Below are 17,002 nucleotides of genomic sequence, written 5' to 3'. Positions count from 1 at the left end.
GCTCAGCTACGCGCTGAACTTCGGCGCCTACATCGAAGGCATGGACAACAGCATCCTCTATGCCTGGAAAGGCCTGATGGGCGGCTATCCCGGCCTGTTCGCGCTGGTCCCGTACCGGGAGAAGCTAGCCGAATACAGTCGCCTGGAGAACCGCGATCTCTGGGAATACAAGCTGAACCTCACGCCCGAGGAGACCGGGCGCATGGTCGAACACGTCTGGGAACTCAAGCAGGTCCGCTTCGACTACTACTTCTTCGACGAGAACTGTTCGTTCCGCCTGCTCGAACTGATGGAGATCGCCCGCCCGGGCATCGAGCTGACTGAGCAGTTCCCGCTTACCGCGATCCCCACCGACACCGTGCGCGCGGTGAAGAACGCCGGGCTGATCGAGCGCATCGACTACCGGCCGTCGCGCGAGAAGGAACTGCTCGCCCGCGCCGAACCGCTCGACCATGCCGAGCGCGACTGGGCCAAGCGCCTGGCGGACGACGACAGCCTGCTCGACGCTCCCGACTTCAAGGCCCTGCCGATGCCGCGCCAGGCGCTGATCCAGGACGCCGCCTTCCGTCTGGTGCGCTACCGCGCCACCGGTCAGGCGCGTGACAGCGGCATCGCCTCGCGCAGCTACAACCTGTTGCGTGCGATCAACCGCAACCCACCGCCGGACCTCCAGGTCGAGCGCCCCGGCCAGCCGGAAGACGGCCACGAGTCACGGACCTGGCAGTTCGGCGTCGGCAGCCGCGATGACCGCGCCTTCGCCGAATACGGCCTGCGCATGGCCTACCATGACCTCGCCGATAACGCCTATGGCTTTCCCCTCGGTGCGCAGATCGAGATCGGCCAGCTCAAGCTGCGCCAGTACGAAGGCAACCGCTGGCAGTTGCAGAATCTCGACCTGGTCACCATCCGCTCGCTGACCCCGCGCAACCAGTTGCTCAAACCGCTGTCCTGGCAGGTCGCCGGCGGCCTGGAGCGGGTGCCGGGCGAGGACGGCGACGAAAACCTGGTCAGCCACCTCAACGGCGGCGCCGGCGGCAGCTGGATGTTCGGCGACGACCTGCTGCTCTACGCCATGGGCACCGCGCGGATCGAGAACAACAGGGACTTCGCCGCCGCCATCACCCCGGCGGTGGGCTTCGACAGCGGCTTGCTGTGGCGCAACCCGCTGGGCAACCTGACCCTGGAGGCCAAGGGCGACTACTTCCACAACGGTGAAGTGCGCCGCAGCCTGGGCTTCGTCCAGCAGGTGGAGCTGGGCCGCGACCTCGGCCTGCGCCTGAGCGCCGAACGCGAGTTCAGCCATGTCGGCAAGCCGATCAACGAGGTCAAGCTGGAGCTGCGCTGGTACTACTACTGAGCCAGCCTCCGGCGCACCTCCATCAGAGCGAAGCCGAGCAGGTTGAGGCCTTGCCAGGTCGCCGGCTCCGCCGCCAGGGGATCGCTCGCGGCCAGGCCGATGCCCCAGATCGCGTCCACCGGGCTGGCCTCGACCAGCACCCGGTCGGCGGTGCCCAGAAGGTATTTCTTCAGCGAAGCGTTCTGGCCGAACTTGCCGAGGTTGCCTTCGATCACGATTCCCACCCGCTCGGCGTTCCAGCGTGCCTCGTCGAAGCCGGCGACTTCGCGGCCGAGGGCCTTCGCCTCGCCTGGGCTGCGCGCCGCCAGGATGCGCTCGAGCAGCCTGGAGTCGTCGAACAAGCGTGCCTTGGCCGCCATCATGTAATGCTCGGCGCTGGCGTAGCGCACCCCGTCGAGCTTGAACGAAGCCTCGTACCACTGGCTGAAACAGCTCTTGCCGACCTTGTCATCCGTCGCCGGACGATGTCCCCAGAAATACAGGTACTTGAAGCTTTCGCCGGCCGCGCAGCGCTGGCGCAGCCGCTCGACGTCCATTATCTCGCTCATCGGCATTCGTCCCTGGAGCCCGTGAAAAGACGCCAAGGATATCCCGAAGTGGTGTTCAGGCGCGTATCTGCGCCCAGTCCAGGCCGAAACGCGCCAGGTACTTGCGCAGCCGGTCGGCGTCGTTGGGGTTGCGCTTGTCCTGGCGCGAAACGGCGAACAGCCGGCGTCCCGCCTCGGAAAGGGTCTTAGCCCCGCGGCACACCTCCAGCACCGCCTGCAGTTGCAGGCGGTCGAACAGATCCAGGGCCTCCACCCGCTGCCCCAGCAGATCAGCCAGTGGCTCCCGGCCCGCATCGAGCCCCCAGGCCTGGCGCAGGCGGAGGATCTCCTCCTCGACCAGCGCCTCGTCGATCCGCCCGCTGTCGGCCAGGGTCGCCATCCGTGTGATGGAAGCCGACAGCTCGCGGAAGTTGCCGGCCCAGCGCGCTTCGCTGGAACCGGCGAAGGCCAGGTAGCGACGCTTGGCCTCCAGGTTGAAACGCACCTGCCGCCCTTGCTCGCGGGCGTGCCGCTCCAGTTCGAAGTCGATGTTCGGCTCGATGTCCTCGCGGCGTCCAGCCAGGCCCGGCAGCTCGAAGGTCCACAGGTTGATGCGGGCGAACAGGTCCTCGCGGAACAGGCCTTCGGCCACTCGTCCGCGCAAGTCGCGGTGGGTCCCGGCGATAAGCTGGAAGTCGCTCTCCACCTCACGGTCCGAACCCAGCGGGAAGAAGCGCTTCTCTTCGATCGCTTTGAGCAGCATCGCCTGTTCGTCGGCACCCAGCTCGCCGATCTCGTCGAGGAACAGCATGCCACCGTCGGCTGCGCGCAGCAGGCCTTCGCGCGCATTCTGCGCGCCGGTGAAGGCGCCCTTGACGTGGCCGAACAGTGCCGACATCGCGCCGTCGCCGCGCAAGGTGGCGCAGTTGACCTCGACGAAACGCCCGTCGAGCTGGTGCCGGCTGCGCTTGAGTTCATAGATGCGCCGGGCGAGGAACGATTTGCCGGCACCGGTCGGCCCCACCAGCAGCATGGGTGCCCGCGAACGCACGGCGACCCGCTCGATCTGCTCGATGGAGCGGTTGAAAGCGGCATTGCGCGTGGCGATTCCCGACTTGAGAAAAGCCAGGCTTTCCTCCTGTTCGCGGCGGAACCGCGAGGCGATGCGGTCGTAGCGGGACAGGTCGAGGTCGATCAGCGTCGCCGAGCCCTCGGGATGGCGCGCCTCGTCCTTGCGCCGCGACGGCGAGGTCTGCACCAGCCGGGCCGGCAGGTAGCGCGCCTCGGTAAGGAGGAACCAGCAGATCTGCGCGACATGGGTCCCGGTGGTGATATGCACCAGGTAGTCCTCGCGCTCGGTGTCGAAGGGGTAGGCGCTGACGAAATCGTGCAGGGCGCCATAGACCTCCTCGAAGTCCCAGGGGTTGCGCAGTTCCATCTGCTGCAGGCGGACCTCGGTATGCGGCGACACCGCGGCGATGTCGGCGCGAATCCGCTCGGCCAGGCCGAGGTCGCGGGCGTCGTTGCCGTGGATCAGTTCGAGGCGGTCGATCAGCAGGTCCGGCTGCTGGCACAGGCCGATGCTCGGCCGCCACTTTTGCCAGCGCGCCGCGCCCTTGCCGAGACGGTCGAGGGTGGCGCCGATGAAGCCGATGGCGACCGTGCGTTTCATCACTACTTATCCTTCAAGATAAAGATCGATATGAAAATATATAGAAATAGTCGGGCATCTCTCCATCGAATTCACCGACGAATCGCAATAAAAAATTTATTCACCTTTAAAATCAAATAGTTAATCAATAAACAGTCTCATCGATAAAAACCTGGCACGCCGCTCGCTATATCCATTTCGACCGCATCGTCCATGCAGGCCGACGGGTCGGGACTCCAGTCCCGCCGGTGCCCGAGCCCACCCCTGGTGTCGGCGTCGTGCATGCCGCCCGCAACAACGACGGTCATTCGCGAATGACGGCAATGCCGCTTCGCGGTTCGATAGCTCAGCCTGGTAGAGCAACCATCCACGAAATGGTCTGTCGCGGGTTCGACTCCCGCTCGAACGTTGCCTTAACGGCAATCACTCAATGGCAACACCCGCCGGTGTGGCCGAGGCGAACTGCGCAAGCGGCCAGGAAGGCCGGACAACGCAAGGGAGCCGAAGCCGCCGCCGGCCCGTCCGGCCCGCGGTTCGGGCACGGGGCAAGGCAGGCCGGGGATCGAGGGAATCGATCGTATGGACAGGACGTCCGCCAGGCCAACCTCCTCCGCGCTCCACCCGCGACGCTCGACGGGCCGGCAACACCGGCACCACGGAAGAATGAAAGGAATGAAGAGATGAAAATGCTGAAGCGCTTTATCGTGAAGAAGAACGAACGCGGCCTGCTGTATTCCGAAGGCGACTTCCTCGCCGTGCTCGAACCGGGCACCTACCGCCGCTTCGATCCGTACGACCGCCTGAGCCTGGAAAGCTTCAGCCTGAACACCCCGCAGTTCGAACACCGCCTGGCCGGCTACCTGCGGCAGAGCGAACCACAACTGGTGGAGCGCTATTTCACCCGGATGGACCTGGGCGACAACGAGGCCGGCCTGCGCTACGAGGACGGCGTGCTGGTGGAGCTGCTCGCACCGGGCAGCCGCCGACTGTACTGGAAAGGCCAGACCGAGCAGCGCCTGGAGCGCATCGACCTGACCCAGGACTATCGATTGTCCGCCGCGCTGGTCGCCCAGTTGCACCAGCCGAACCTGCGCGGCCGGGCCCTGGCGGGCCTGGACGCAGTGTTGCTGGTCCAGGTGCCGGCGTTCCAGGTCGGCGTGCTCAAGGTCGACGGCGCCCTTGCCGGCCTGCTGCAAGCCGGACAATACGGTTTCTGGCGCTACAACCGGCAAGTCAGCGTGGAACTGGTCGACACCCGTATCCAGGCGCTGGAGGTCAGCGGCCAGGAGATCCTTACCCGCGACAAGGTCAGCCTGCGCCTGAACCTCGCCGCCAACTGGCGCTACAACGACGTACTCACCGCCTTCTCGCGGCTGAGCAAGCCGCTGGAGTACCTGTACCGCGAGCTGCAGTTCGGCCTGCGGGCGGCAGTGGGCACCCGTACCCTCGACGAACTGCTGGAGAACAAGCAGTCGATCGACGAAGCGGTCAGCGCCCACCTGGCCGCCAAGCTGGAAGACAGCGGCCTGGAAGTGAGCGGCCTGGGCGTGCGCGACATCATCCTCCCGGGCGAAATGAAGACCCTGCTGGCGCAGGTGGTGGAGGCGGAGAAGGCGGCCCAGGCCAATGTGATCCGCCGCCGCGAGGAAACCTCGGCGACCCGCTCGCTGCTGAATACCGCGAAGGTCATGGAGGAAAACCCGACCGCGCTGCGTCTGAAAGAACTGGAAACCCTGGAGCGGGTGGCCGAGCGCATCGACCGGATTTCGGTATTCGGTGGCCTGGACCAGGTATTGAACGGACTGGTCACGCTGAAGCAGGCCTGATCACGAACGATAGCCGCGCCGTCGACAAGACGGCGCGGAGCACAAGGAAAGCACGATGAAAGACATGAATATCCTCGAAGTGGCCGGCGGCAAGCCGATCAAGCTCTGGACCCAGGGCGTCCCGGTGGAGGAGGAAGCGCGCCAGCAGTTGCTGAACACGGCGAAGATGCCCTTCATCTTCAAGCACCTGGCGGTGATGCCTGACGTACACCTGGGCAAGGGCTCGACCATCGGTAGCGTGATCCCTACCCTCGGCGCGATCATCCCGGCCGCGGTGGGCGTGGATATCGCCTGCGGAATGATCGCCGCGCGCACCTCGCTGGTCGCTGCCGACCTGCCGGACAACCTGCACGGCCTGCGCAGCGCCATCGAGCAGGCGGTACCCCACGGCAAGACCTTCGGCCGCCGCGACCGCGGCGCCTGGCACGAGGTACCGGAGGCCGCCGACCAGGCCTGGAAGGCGCTCGCCGGTCGCTTCAAGGCGATCACCGACAAGCACCCGAGGCTGGAGAAGACCAACAACCGCCAGCACCTGGGAACCCTCGGCACCGGCAACCACTTCATCGAGGTCTGCCTGGACGAGGCCGACCGCGTCTGGTTCATGCTGCACAGCGGTTCGCGCGGGGTCGGCAACGCCATCGGCAACCTGTTCATCGAACTGGCCAAGGCGGACATGCGCCAGCACATCGCCAACCTGCCGGACAAGGACCTGGCCTACTTCGAGGAAGGCAGCCGGCACTTCGACGACTACGTGGAAGCGGTCGGCTGGGCCCAGGATTTCGCCCGGCAGAACCGCGCGCTGATGATGCACGCGGTGATCGAGGCGGCGCGCCAGGTGATCCGCAAGCCGTTCGAAGCCAACCTGGAGGCGGTCGATTGCCACCATAACTACGTGCAGAAGGAGCGCCACTTCGGCCAGGAGGTACTGGTCACCCGCAAAGGCGCGGTGTCCGCGCAGAAGGGCCAGCTCGGCATCATTCCCGGCTCGATGGGGGCGAAGAGCTTCATCGTCCGCGGCCTCGGCAACCAGGAAGCGTTCTGCTCGTGCAGCCACGGCGCCGGGCGGACCATGAGCCGGACCAAGGCGAAGAAGGTCTTCAGCGTCGCCGACCAGGCGCGCGCCACCGCCCACGTCGAATGCCGCAAGGACGCCGACGTGATCGACGAGATCCCGATGGCCTACAAGGACATCGACCGGGTCATGGAAGCCCAGCGCGAGCTGGTGGAAGTGCTGCACACCCTGCGTCAGGTGGTGTGCGTGAAAGGATGACGGGCGCCCTGTGGCGCCCGCTGGGGAAGAATCGAAATGAACAGGGAAGAACGCCATCCGCTCCCCGCCGCCATGCGCGAGCGGGTACTGGATGAGCTGGAACGGATCGAACGCGAGCACGACGTAGTCGTGCTCTACGCCTGCGAGTCGGGCAGCCGGGCCTGGGGCTTCGCTTCGCCGGACAGCGACTATGACGTACGCTTCGTCTATGTGCATCAGCCCGAGTGGTATCAGCGCGTCGAGGAACCTCGCGACGTGATAGAACGCCCGCTGAGCGACGAGCTGGACATCAGCGGCTGGGAGCTGCGCAAGGCGTTGCGCCTGATGCGCAAATCCAACCCGGCCCTGCTGGAGTGGCTCGGCTCGCCGCTGGTGTATCGGGAAGAGCCTGGCGTGCGCGAGGAACTGCTCTGGCTGGGCAACGCCTTTCACTCCGTACCTGGCAGCCGCCATCACTACCTGTCGATGGCACGCAAGAACTACCGCGGCTACCTGAAGGGCGACAGCGTCCGGCTGAAGAAATACCTCTACGTCCTGCGCCCGTTGTTCGCGGTGCGTTGGCTGGATGCAGGCCTGGGCTTGCCGCCGGTGGCGTTCGAGAGGCTAGTGGAAGCCACGCTGGACGACCCGTCGCTGCGCGAAGAGCTGGATGCCCTGCTGAGCCTCAAGCGTCAGCGCGACGAATCGGCCTACGGCCCTCCGCGCCTGGCGCTGCAACGCTTCATCGAAGCGGAGTTGCTCCAGGCCGAACGAGGGGCCGCCCAACCAACCGGCGCGCGCCAGGACAGCCGACTGCTGGATCGCTACCTCCACGACAAGATATGGCAATACACAAGGGAAACCTCATGAGAAAGGACCTCATCGAACTCGACGGCAGCGAAGGCGGCGGGCAGATCCTGCGTAGCGCCCTGAGCCTGTCGATGACCAGCGGCCAGCCGCTGCGCATCCGCAACATCCGTGGCCGGCGCAGCCGTCCGGGGCTGCTGCGCCAGCACCTCACCGCGGTGCGCGCGGCGGCGGAAATCTGCGCGGCCGAGGTCGAGGGTGCCGAGCTCGGCTCACGCGAGCTGGCGTTCCGGCCCGGTGCGATCCGCGCCGGCGACTACGCCTTCGCCATCGGCTCCGCCGGCAGTTGCTCGCTGGTACTGCAAACCTTGCTGCCGGCGCTGCTCGCGGCCAACGGCGAAAGCCGGGTGAGGATCAGCGGCGGCACCCACAATCCACTGGCGCCGCCGGCGGACTTTCTCCGCGACAGCTGGCTGCCGCTGTTGCAGCGGATGGGCGCGGAAGTCGACCTGGAACTGCTGCGCCACGGCTTCGTACCCGCCGGCGGTGGCGAGCTGCTGGCGCGGGTACGCCCGGCGCGCTGGCGGCCGCTGCAACTGGAGCATCCCGGCGCGGCGCTGCGGCGCCAGGCGCGGGCGCTGCTCGCAGGGATTCCCGGGCACGTCGGCGAGCGCGAGCTGGAGAGGGTCCGCCAGCGCCTCGGTTGGAGCGACGAAGAACGCCAGCTGGAGTTCCTCGCGGAGGACCAGGGGCCGGGCAACGCCCTGCTGCTGCGGATCGACTGCGAGCACATCTGCGCGACCTTCTGCGCCTTCGGCCAGGCCGGCGTCAGCGCCGAACGGGTGGCGGAACAGGTCGCGACGCAAGCCATCGGCTGGATGGAAAGCGGCTGCGCGGCGGACGAGCACCTCGCCGACCAATTGCTGCTGCCCATGGCCCTGGCCGGCGCCGGCAGCTTCACCACGCCGCGGCTGAGCGCCCATCTGCAAAGCAACCGCCGGGTTATCGAACGCTTCCTGCCGGTGAGGATCGGCGACCAGGCGCTGGACGGCGGCGGTCATCGCATCGTCATCACATCGGCTTGACGAATTCCTCACCAATGCCGACCTAGACTCGCGCCGGACCTGCCAGCGGGCCCGGCGCGAACCTCCGGGAGCCCGTCCCGGCGGTCGAGGAGTCCCAGCCATGTCTTCTTCGCGTCTCGGCGTGCTTGTCCTCGCCCTGCTCCTGCTCACCGCCACCCTGCTCGGCGGCTGCGAAAACACCCACCAGCACCTGCTCGCCCAGGGCTACCCACCCGCCTATGCCGACGGTTTCGACGACGGCTGCGGCAGCGGCCGCCAGGCGGCCGGCTCGATCAGCGGCGAATTCCGCAAGGACGTCCCCCGCTACCTGCGCGAGGCGATCTACGCCAGCGGCTGGGGCGACGGCTTCGAGCAATGCCGGTCGATGGCGCGGAGCGAAGAGCGGCGGCGTTTCGAGGAACGCCAGTGGAACGACCGCGACGCCGATTGGCAGCGCGACCGCGACCAAGCGCTGGCCCGGGCCTTGCGCGAGCGCTGAAGCACGCTGCGACAACCATCCGCAGCATCGATCCCGGTGCGCTTGATCCACGTCAAGCCGGGCAGCGCGCCGCTGGCCTCTCCTCACAGGACCGGTTGTAACGCCTGATAAGGAGAAAAAAAGATGCAGTCCTCGCAACTGCTCCCGCTTGGCAGCCTGTTGCTGTCGTTCGCCACGCCCCTCGCCCTGGCCGATGCCCTGCACGACCAGGCCAGCGCGCTGTTCAAACCCATCCCCGAGCAGGTCACCGAGCTGCGCGGCCAGCCCATCAGCGAGCAACAGCGCGAACTCGGCAAGAAACTGTTCTTCGACCCGCGCCTGTCACGCAGCCATGTGCTCAGCTGCAACACCTGCCACAACGTCGGCACCGGCGGCGCCGACAACGTACCGACGTCGGTCGGTCACGGCTGGCAGAAGGGGCCACGCAATTCGCCGACGGTCTTCAACGCCGTGTTCAATGCCGCGCAGTTCTGGGATGGCCGCGCCAAGGACCTGGGGGAGCAGGCCAAGGGCCCGATCCAGAACAGCGTCGAGATGCACAGTACCCCGCAGTTGGTCGAACAGACCCTGGGCAGCATCCCGGAATACGTGGACGCCTTCCGCAAGGCCTTCCCCAAGGCCGGCAAGCCGGTCAGCTTCGACAACATGGCGCTGGCCATCGAGGCCTACGAAGCGACCCTGGTGACTCCGGACTCGCCCTTCGACCTGTATCTCAAGGGCGACGAAAAGGCCCTCGACGCGCAGCAGAAGAAAGGCCTCAAGGCGTTCATGGACAGTGGCTGCAGCGCCTGCCACAACGGCATCAACCTGGGCGGCCAGGCCTACTTCCCGTTCGGCCTGGTGAAGAAGCCCGACGCTAGCGTCCTGCCCAGCGGCGACAAGGGCCGCTTCACCGTGACCAAGACCCAGAGCGACGAGTACGTATTCCGCGCCGCGCCCCTGCGCAATGTCGCCCTCACCGCGCCGTACTTCCACAGCGGCCAGGTCTGGGAACTCAAGGACGCGGTGGCGATCATGGGCAACGCCCAGCTCGGCAAGCAGTTGGCGCCGGACGACGTGGAGAACATCGTCGCCTTCCTGCACAGCCTGAGCGGCAAGCAGCCGCGCGTCGAATATCCGCTGCTGCCGGCCAGCACGGAGACCACGCCGCGTCCCGCGGAATAACCGGCACAAGGAAAAACGGGGCTCCCCTGGAGCCCCGTTTTTTTCCTCGATGGGACGACCTCAGACCACGCCCTGCGCCAGCATCGCATCGGCGACCTTGACGAAGCCGGCGATGTTCGCCCCCTTCACGTAGTTGACCCGCCCCTGTTCCTCGCCGTACAGCAGGCAGGCATGGTGGATCGACTGCATGATGCCGTGCAGCTTGGTATCCACCTCGCCCTCGCTCCAGCGCAGGCGCATGGCGTTCTGCGACATTTCCAGGCCGCTCACCGCCACCCCGCCGGCGTTCGACGCCTTGCCCGGCGCGTAGAGGATGCCGGCCTCGAGGAACAGGTCGACGGCTTCCAGGGTCGAGGGCATGTTGGCGCCTTCGGCGACACAGACGCAGCCGTTGGCCAGCAGGCGCCGCGCATCCTCGGCATCCAGTTCGTTCTGGGTCGCGCAGGGCAGCGCGATATCGCAGGCCAGGCCCCAGGGCCGGCGCCCTTCGAGGAACTGCAGGGAAAACTGCTCCGCCATCTCGCGGATGCGCCCGCGGCGCACGTTCTTCAGCTCCATCAGGTATTCCCACTGCTCGTCGGAGAGCCCCGCCTCGGCATACAGGGTGCCTTCGGAATCGGACAGCGAGATCACCTTGCCGCCCATTTCCATGACCTTGCGCGCCGCGTACTGGGCGACGTTGCCCGAGCCGGAGATCGCCACCCGCTGGCCGTCGAAGCCGCGGCCACGATCCTTGAGCATTTCCTGGGCGAAGTAGACGCAGCCGAAGCCGGTCGCCTCCGGGCGGATCAGGCTGCCGCCGTAGCTCAGGCCCTTGCCGGTCAGCACCGAGGTGAACTGGTTGGACAGGCGCTTGTACTGGCCGAACAGGTAGCCGATCTCACGCGCGCCGACGCCGATGTCGCCGGCCGGCACGTCCAGGTCGGCGCCGACGTGACGGTACAGCTCGCTCATGAACGACTGGCAGAAACGCATCACCTCGGCGTCGCTCTTGCCCTTCGGATCGAAGTCGGAGCCGCCCTTGCCGCCGCCCATGGGCAGAGTGGTCAGGGAGTTCTTGAAGACCTGCTCGAAGGCGAGGAACTTCAGCACCCCGAGGTTGACCGAGGGGTGGAAGCGCAGGCCGCCCTTGTACGGGCCGATGGCGCTGCTCATCTGCACCCGGTAGCCACGGTTGACCCGTACCCGGCCCTGATCGTCGACCCAGGGCACGCGGAACAGGATCGCCCGCTCGGGTTCGACGATGCGTTCGATGATGCCGGCTTCCAGGTAGTGCGGGTTGGCCTCGAGGAACGGCCAGAGGGAACGCAGCACCTCTTCCACCGCCTGGTGGAATTCGGGCTGATCGGGATCGCGCCGCTTCAGGCGCTCGAGGAAAGCGTCGACGGATTGCGTCATTTTTCTCACCGGTTTCTAGTTTTGTGAACAATTTTTTGCGCGTGACTCTAACAAGCCAGGCGGCACCTAGAAAGTGCGAAATGACGCATTGATGAATCTTTATGGTGCAAAACTGAAACTTTCCGCGTCCGCCAGAACGGCTCGGGCCAGAGAGCGCGCCTGGAACCAGGCTGCCTCCCGGGCAGGCCACGCACTGTTGAAGGGCGACGATGGCACCGTTCGCGTGCATCCCGGCGCCAGATGCGAAAGGGCCTCCCCCAGACGGGGGAGGCCCTTTCTCTGCCTACGGCCGGGTCTAGAAGTCGTAGGTCGCGGACAGGCTGAACACCTGTCCCTTGCTGGTTGCCTTGCCATCCAGGCGTCCGCCGCCGAGGCGATCCTGGTTGACCGTCTTCAACGGCACCTCCTTGACGAACTGCCGCGAGTAGGCCGCGTCGATCGACAACTCCGGCATCGACTGGAAGCGATAGCCGGCGCCCAGGGAGGCGAAGTAGCGATCGCCGTCGGGAATCCGCGGGTCGCGGGTCGCATTGTGGGTCGGCGTCTGGTCGTAGGCGACCCCGGCGCGCATGGTCCACTGGTCGGTCACCTTGTAGTCGCCGCCCACCGCCAGGGTCCAGGTGTTCCGGTAGGTGTAGGGGATGGAGACGATCGTGTTGCCGTGGGACTTGAGGGTCAGGTCCTGGAACGACGACCACTCGGTCCAGGTGGCGCTGGCGCCCAGGCTCAGACGGTCGTTGAACTGGTGTACCCAGTCCAGCGAGGCGTAGGCGGGGATATCCAGGCGCGCCGAGGCGGAAGCGCCCATCCGCAGGTCCAGGCCGGGATAGGCCAGGCCTGGCGTGCCGCCCTCGATGGCGCCCTCGGTCAGCCCACCGTCGTGGTCGTAGAGGTTGTAGTGCCCCTTCAGCTTGTTGCGGATCTTCGCGTGGTAGGCGAAGCCCAGGGTGTCGCGGTCGGTCGGCTTCCACACCGCGCCGGCGAAGAAGCCGGGCGAGGTGTTGTCCACCTTGACCCGCATCAGCGCGGACGAGTTCGAGGCCGGGAACGGAATCCCGCCCATGCCCGGGGAGTTGGCGGCCGAGGCATAGAGATCGAGGTTCTGACTGACGAAGCCGGAGGTGCGCTGGATGATCACCCCGGCGCCCAGGGAGAAGTTGTCGTTGACCTTGAACGACAGGGAGCCGGTCAGGCCGATCGTCTCAATCTTGGTGTCCACCGCAAAATCGCGGCCTTTCCAGTTCGGGTCCCAGGTACTGCGCATTCCCATCGGAACGACCTGGCTCAGACCGAAGGCGAAGCGGTCGTTGATCGGTACGACCAGGAAGCCGGTCGGCAGCCACGCGCCGAATCCGGCCTGGCCGCCATCGTTGGTAGCCAGCTCGGGAGTGCCCGGCCCATCCTGGTAGCCGCCGGTCATGGGATTGCCCTGGTAGTCGTAGGCATCGCCGTTGTACTTGATGTCGATATCGGCGTAGTTGACCGTCAACTGGGCGATCCGCTTGTCGATGAACGCCATGGCCGCCGGGTTGTTGAACGCGGCGCTCGGATCGTTGGGAAACAGCGAGCCGCCTGCCATCGCACGGCCCCAGCCCGCCGTGTTGGTGGTCGGCACCATGAAGCCGCCGGCTTGCGCATGGGACGTGCCGAAGAGTCCGCCGACGATCAGGGCGCAGAGCAATGGCAATGGTTTTCTGGCAAACAGGCAGGAAATATCGTTTTTGTTGTTCAAGGTTTCACCCCTGGTGGACTGCTAATGCACGGGGCACGATGGTCGGCCTGCTTGAGCGTCCTGGCGGACACCCTCCCCCAGACCGTTTTCCATGTGCGAACGAGGTTCTGCGCCGCTTCCGGCGGAAACTCCCTCGGACCTGCCGGCCCGCGAAGGACGCCTGGCAGCGGGAGCGCGAAACCGCTGGCGCCGAAGGCGCCAGCGGCAGCCCGGATTACGGGTTGACTACGAAGGCCGGGGTCGGCTGCACACTCAGGCTGTTGATCTTGCAGTTCCCAGCCAGCGACTGATTGCTGGCGCTGAGGGTATTGGTGGCGTTGCTCCAGGAACCGTTGACGGTGCTCGGGCCACAGGTAGAGGAGAGAATCTTGAAGCCGACGCCATCGACCTTGCCGGCGGTGGTGCTGGAGACGGTCAGCTTCCACGGCAGGCCGGTCATCTGCGGCACGCTGCACAGGGTGTTGCTGCCGCTGACGGTGACGCTGTCGATCGAGGCATAGGAACCATCGGCGGCTGTCGTGCCCTTGAAGGTGATGTTGCAGGTCACTGGCAGATTGAGCGACGCCGGCGAGCTCACGCTGATGGTGCCAGGTGCGGTGAAGGCCGAGTTGACCGGGGTGATGGTGGCCGCGCTGGCCATGGACGAAACGCTCAGGCAGAGAGCAAGAGCAGCAAAGGACGGCAGGGACTTGATGGATTTCATTGTTTTGTATCCTTCCAGTGAGTTGGCAACGCTCGCGGTTGCCGAGCCTTGATCATGCGGCAGGATCGTCGCCGACCCGCCCCCACGACCACCTTGTGCCTTCCCGTCCGATCCACCTGCCAGGCGAACCACACCACCCGCCTTGACCGTGCGTACCGGGATTCGGGAGAAGCTTTATCTCATGAGTCCTATCCGGTGCCGACGCTGACGGTCCCCACGACGAGCCGGGACAGACCGGATATCAGAAAGATCCGATAGGTTTGCCAACCCGCCGCACCTCGGAATGCCCGCCTGGCCGACCTCCGCGAACGCAGGCCTGACAGGGCTGGCAAACACCGCGAGGGGGCAGTGGACCAGTCAACGACGGGGGCCAGAGTACGGTCAGCGCGGCTCTGGAAAAGCCTAGCGAAAGAAGGGGGTTGCCCCTCCGAAGAAAGATCGGTGAATACCGTGGAGGGCGAACGAAGCGTCGTCGCGAAGGAATCCTGATACCTCTGTCAACATCCGCGTCGGGAAGAAACGCACCATGACGGGGCATACCTACCAGAATTGGCAGCTCGCGAAGCGACCCAGCCAACCCAAAGTTAGGTTGCCAACTATCGGTCGGACGAGGACGGCACGCGAACGAGACCCGGCTGCAACTCGAACACCTCCACGCCCTCCGGCGTGGAGCGTCCGATCTTGACCTGTTGCGCCATCACGCTGGCGCCGGGAGCCTGGCGAAAGTCCACGAACAGCCGGTCACCCTCGTGGCGTATCGCCTCCGGCGGCACGACGATGGCCTGTTCGTTGCGATAGGTGGTGACCGTCAGCTTGGCGCTCATTCCCAGACGAATCTTCTGCAACTGGCGGGGATCAAGCGGCGCTACCGACACCGTCACCTCGAACTGCGGGCTGCCTCCCTGTGCCATGCCGGGCAGAGCCTGACCACCGAGGGCAGCGATGACGCCCTCCAGCGTGGTGCCCTCGAAGCCGTCGCCACTGATTTCCACCGCCTGCCCTTCGCGCAACTGGTTGATATCCAGTTCGGAAACCTTCGCAGATACCTTCAGCCGCTCGACGCTGGCCAGGCCGAACAACGCCTGGCCCTGCCCCAGCTTGCTACCGGCCTGCACCGGTTCGCGGCTGCCCTGCTCGCCAGCCAGGCCGGGCGCCGCGACGACGATACCGGCAAAGGGCGCGCGCACCGTACGGCCATCCAGCTGGGCCTGCAGCGTCTCGTATTTCACGCTGGCGTTGGCCAGGTCCATTTCGGCGATCTGGCGATTCTCGCCCTGCCCCTTGGCGCGGGTCGACTCCACTTCCCGCCGGGCCGCCTCCAGGTCCATGCGCTGCTGGCTGGCCTGTTGTTCGAGATCGTCGAGTTCGTTGCGCGGGACGATCCCGCGCTGGAACAGCTCGCGGGTCTCGCGCAACTTGCGCTCGGTGCTGCTCTGCGCCAGCTGCGCGCTGCGCAGGGCACGACGGACCCGCGCCATGTCCTCGCCACGCTCCCAGTCGCGCAGGTCCTGCAGGGTGCGACGGGCCTTGAGCAACGCCGACTGTGCCTCGCGCACCTGCACGGCGATCTCGCGGGTGTCCATGCGTAGCAGCTCCTGTCCTTCCGCGACCCGCTGTCCCGGCTCCACCAGCAGCGCCTCGACATTGCCGGCGAAGGGCGCCGCCAGGGTCACCACACGCCCCGGCTCCAGGCGTCCGACCAGGCCGATCTGATGCACCAGCGGGGCCGCCCGCACGGCGACCCAGCGCTCCCCTTCCGTGCGTTTCGCGGTGCCGCCGGCGAGTACCAGCCAGGCCAGCGCCGCGACAACCGCCAGGCCGACGGCGAGCGGCAATGCGGGCCGGCGCAGGAAGGAAAACCGGTCAGTGGTCATTGAGCGAAATCTCCCAGCTATCCAGGGTCATGCCGACGATCAGGTCGAGCTGCGTCTGCGCATTGAGAAACGAGATCAGGGCATTCAATTGGGTGTTCTCGACGTTGCGCAGGTCGGTCTCGAAGCTCAGCACCTGGAAGTTGCTCGAACGCCCGACGCGCAGCTTTTCCCGCTCGATCTCCAGCTTGCGCCGCGACAAGGCGGTGGCGCGCTGGGCGATCTGGTACTGGCGCCAGCGCGTGCCGAGGTCGCGCACCGCATCGATGACGTTCTGCTCCAGGGTCTGCCGGGCATCCTCGATCAGGATCTTCTGGTTCTCCACGTCGACCTGGGCGCGCACCTCGGCCTGCCGGCGGCTGAGGTCGCCGATGGGAATTTCCACCTGTACCCCGGCGTAGCTGTCCCAGCTGCGTGAATTGTCGCCACCGCCCTCGCTGTAGCGGTCGCGGATCTGGCTGGCGCCGCCCACCAGCGAGACATCCCACAGGCGCTGGTTCTTCGCCAGCACCAGGTTGAGGTCGGCCTGGCGACTGCCGATCAGGCGTTGCAGGTATTCCGGTTGCTGCTGCAGGGCGGTCCTGATCGCCTGCTGGCGGTCGACCTCGATCGGCGTGGCGGCCAGCGCATCGCTGGCGCGGATCTGCGTCGACAGGTCCAGCGCCAGCAGTTGCAGCAGGGCCAGGCGTGCGCTGTCGACCTGGTTGGCGGACTCCTCGACGTTGAGCTCCTGGCTGGCGACGTCGGCCTCGGTCTGCACGATCTCGAATTCGGCCATTCGCCCGGCGCGGATCATCGCCCGGTTGACCTCGAGCAGCTCCTGGGTCCGCGCCAGGGCTTCGCGAGAGATGCGCGCCTGCTCCTGGGCGCGCAGCAGCTCCCGGTAGGCACCGATGACCTGGCTGATGGTCTGCGACACGCTGGCCTTGAGTTGCAGGCGATTGGCGTCTTCGGAGAGACGTGCCAGGCGCAGCGGCGCGGTGGTGACGTCCCAGCCCGCATCGCGCAGCAACGGCTGGACGACGGTCAGGTCGAGGCCATCGCTGCGGTAGCGCCCGGCCTCGTCGGCGGTGCGGAACTGCTTCACCCAGGCCAGGCTGAAGCGAGTGCCATATTCGCCAAGCAGGGTCGCGGTGGGCGAGACATTGCTGGTC

14 protein-coding genes and 1 tRNA gene are annotated in these 17,002 nt (G+C 66.3%); 8 read left to right on the top strand and 7 right to left on the bottom strand.

What is annotated here, in order from left to right; translation table 11 throughout:
• Window positions 1–1,357: Lnb N-terminal periplasmic domain-containing protein (locus tag FFS27_RS13055; protein ID WP_137952049.1), on the top strand; the 1,357-nt coding region annotated here is incomplete at its 5' end.
• Here FFS27_RS13055 and FFS27_RS13050 read toward each other — a convergent pair.
• A complete protein-coding gene (locus FFS27_RS13050; protein ID WP_003134970.1) occupies window positions 1,351–1,905 on the bottom strand; it encodes an NADAR family protein in 555 nt (184 codons plus the stop codon). The two genes, FFS27_RS13055 and FFS27_RS13050, sit on opposite strands and share 7 nt — an antisense overlap.
• Window positions 1,906–1,960: 55 nt before the next feature.
• Window positions 1,961–3,556, bottom strand: coding sequence for an RNA repair transcriptional activator RtcR (rtcR, locus tag FFS27_RS13045; RefSeq protein WP_003119412.1), 1,596 nt, complete (start codon window positions 3,554–3,556; stop codon window positions 1,961–1,963).
• Between the two features lie 314 nt (window positions 3,557–3,870).
• Between rtcR and FFS27_RS13040 the strand changes: the two genes are divergently transcribed.
• From FFS27_RS13040 to ccpA, 7 genes are all read left to right on the top strand, one after another.
• Window positions 3,871–3,944: transfer RNA gene (locus FFS27_RS13040), tRNA-Arg, on the top strand.
• Between the two features lie 271 nt (window positions 3,945–4,215).
• Window positions 4,216–5,361: a slipin family protein gene (locus FFS27_RS13035; protein ID WP_003116273.1), complete on the top strand. Its 1,146-nt coding sequence runs from the start codon at window positions 4,216–4,218 to the stop codon at window positions 5,359–5,361.
• A gap of 55 nt (window positions 5,362–5,416) precedes the next feature.
• Window positions 5,417–6,631, top strand: a complete 1,215-nt coding sequence (locus tag FFS27_RS13030) for an RtcB family protein (protein WP_137952048.1) — start codon at window positions 5,417–5,419, stop codon at window positions 6,629–6,631.
• Between the two features lie 36 nt (window positions 6,632–6,667).
• Window positions 6,668–7,480: a nucleotidyltransferase domain-containing protein gene (locus FFS27_RS13025; protein WP_021264108.1), complete on the top strand. Its 813-nt coding sequence runs from the start codon at window positions 6,668–6,670 to the stop codon at window positions 7,478–7,480.
• A complete protein-coding gene (gene rtcA, locus FFS27_RS13020; RefSeq protein ID WP_003112809.1) occupies window positions 7,477–8,502 on the top strand; it encodes an RNA 3'-terminal phosphate cyclase in 1,026 nt (341 codons plus the stop codon). Before FFS27_RS13025 ends, rtcA begins: the two co-directional genes overlap by 4 nt.
• 100 nt (window positions 8,503–8,602) lie before the next feature.
• On the top strand, window positions 8,603–8,980 hold the full coding sequence (locus FFS27_RS13015; protein ID WP_021264107.1) for a hypothetical protein: 378 nt from the start codon (window positions 8,603–8,605) through the stop codon (window positions 8,978–8,980).
• A gap of 123 nt (window positions 8,981–9,103) precedes the next feature.
• Window positions 9,104–10,144, top strand: coding sequence for a cytochrome-c peroxidase CcpA (gene ccpA, locus FFS27_RS13010; RefSeq protein ID WP_021264106.1), 1,041 nt, complete (start codon window positions 9,104–9,106; stop codon window positions 10,142–10,144).
• Window positions 10,145–10,204: 60 nt separating this feature from the next.
• On the opposite strand, the gene gdhA is transcribed toward ccpA, so the two are convergent.
• The 5 genes from gdhA to FFS27_RS12985 form a co-directional block, all read right to left on the bottom strand.
• Window positions 10,205–11,542: an NADP-specific glutamate dehydrogenase gene (gene gdhA / locus FFS27_RS13005; RefSeq protein ID WP_003094817.1), complete on the bottom strand. Its 1,338-nt coding sequence runs from the start codon at window positions 11,540–11,542 to the stop codon at window positions 10,205–10,207.
• 295 nt (window positions 11,543–11,837) lie between these two features.
• Complete coding sequence (locus tag FFS27_RS13000) at window positions 11,838–13,229, bottom strand: outer membrane protein transport protein (protein WP_031635478.1); 1,392 nt, start codon at window positions 13,227–13,229, stop codon at window positions 11,838–11,840.
• Between the two features lie 259 nt (window positions 13,230–13,488).
• Entirely contained in the window at window positions 13,489–13,977 is a 489-nt protein-coding gene (praA, locus tag FFS27_RS12995; RefSeq protein ID WP_003094820.1) for an alkane oxidation protein activator PraA, read from the bottom strand.
• A gap of 596 nt (window positions 13,978–14,573) precedes the next feature.
• Window positions 14,574–15,851: an efflux RND transporter periplasmic adaptor subunit gene (locus tag FFS27_RS12990; protein ID WP_023101587.1), complete on the bottom strand. Its 1,278-nt coding sequence runs from the start codon at window positions 15,849–15,851 to the stop codon at window positions 14,574–14,576.
• On the bottom strand, window positions 15,841–17,002 hold a 1,162-nt coding region (locus FFS27_RS12985), incomplete at its 5' end, for a TolC family protein (RefSeq protein ID WP_137952047.1). The genes FFS27_RS12985 and FFS27_RS12990, both read right to left, overlap by 11 nt.

Origin of the sequence: Pseudomonas sp. 2VD (assembly GCF_005503585.1) — a bacterium.
Lineage (GTDB): Bacteria > Pseudomonadota > Gammaproteobacteria > Pseudomonadales > Pseudomonadaceae > Pseudomonas > Pseudomonas aeruginosa.
The sequence above is the reverse complement of the archived record's forward strand: the minus strand, read 5'-3'. Positions and strand labels throughout refer to the sequence as shown.

Coding starts and splice junctions, on each gene's coding strand:
- FFS27_RS13015 (WP_021264107.1), top strand. CDS start 8,603: ATGTCTTCTTCGCGTCTCGGCGTGCTTGTCCTCGCCCTGCTCCTGCTC.
- praA (WP_003094820.1), bottom strand. CDS start 13,977: ATGAAATCCATCAAGTCCCTGCCGTCCTTTGCTGCTCTTGCTCTCTGC.
- FFS27_RS13030 (WP_137952048.1), top strand. CDS start 5,417: ATGAAAGACATGAATATCCTCGAAGTGGCCGGCGGCAAGCCGATCAAG.
- FFS27_RS13035 (WP_003116273.1), top strand. CDS start 4,216: ATGAAAATGCTGAAGCGCTTTATCGTGAAGAAGAACGAACGCGGCCTG.
- FFS27_RS12990 (WP_023101587.1), bottom strand. CDS start 15,851: ATGACCACTGACCGGTTTTCCTTCCTGCGCCGGCCCGCATTGCCGCTC.
- gdhA (WP_003094817.1), bottom strand. CDS start 11,542: ATGACGCAATCCGTCGACGCTTTCCTCGAGCGCCTGAAGCGGCGCGAT.
- FFS27_RS13025 (WP_021264108.1), top strand. CDS start 6,668: ATGAACAGGGAAGAACGCCATCCGCTCCCCGCCGCCATGCGCGAGCGG.
- FFS27_RS13050 (WP_003134970.1), bottom strand. CDS start 1,905: ATGAGCGAGATAATGGACGTCGAGCGGCTGCGCCAGCGCTGCGCGGCC.
- ccpA (WP_021264106.1), top strand. CDS start 9,104: ATGCAGTCCTCGCAACTGCTCCCGCTTGGCAGCCTGTTGCTGTCGTTC.
- rtcR (WP_003119412.1), bottom strand. CDS start 3,556: ATGAAACGCACGGTCGCCATCGGCTTCATCGGCGCCACCCTCGACCGT.
- rtcA (WP_003112809.1), top strand. CDS start 7,477: ATGAGAAAGGACCTCATCGAACTCGACGGCAGCGAAGGCGGCGGGCAG.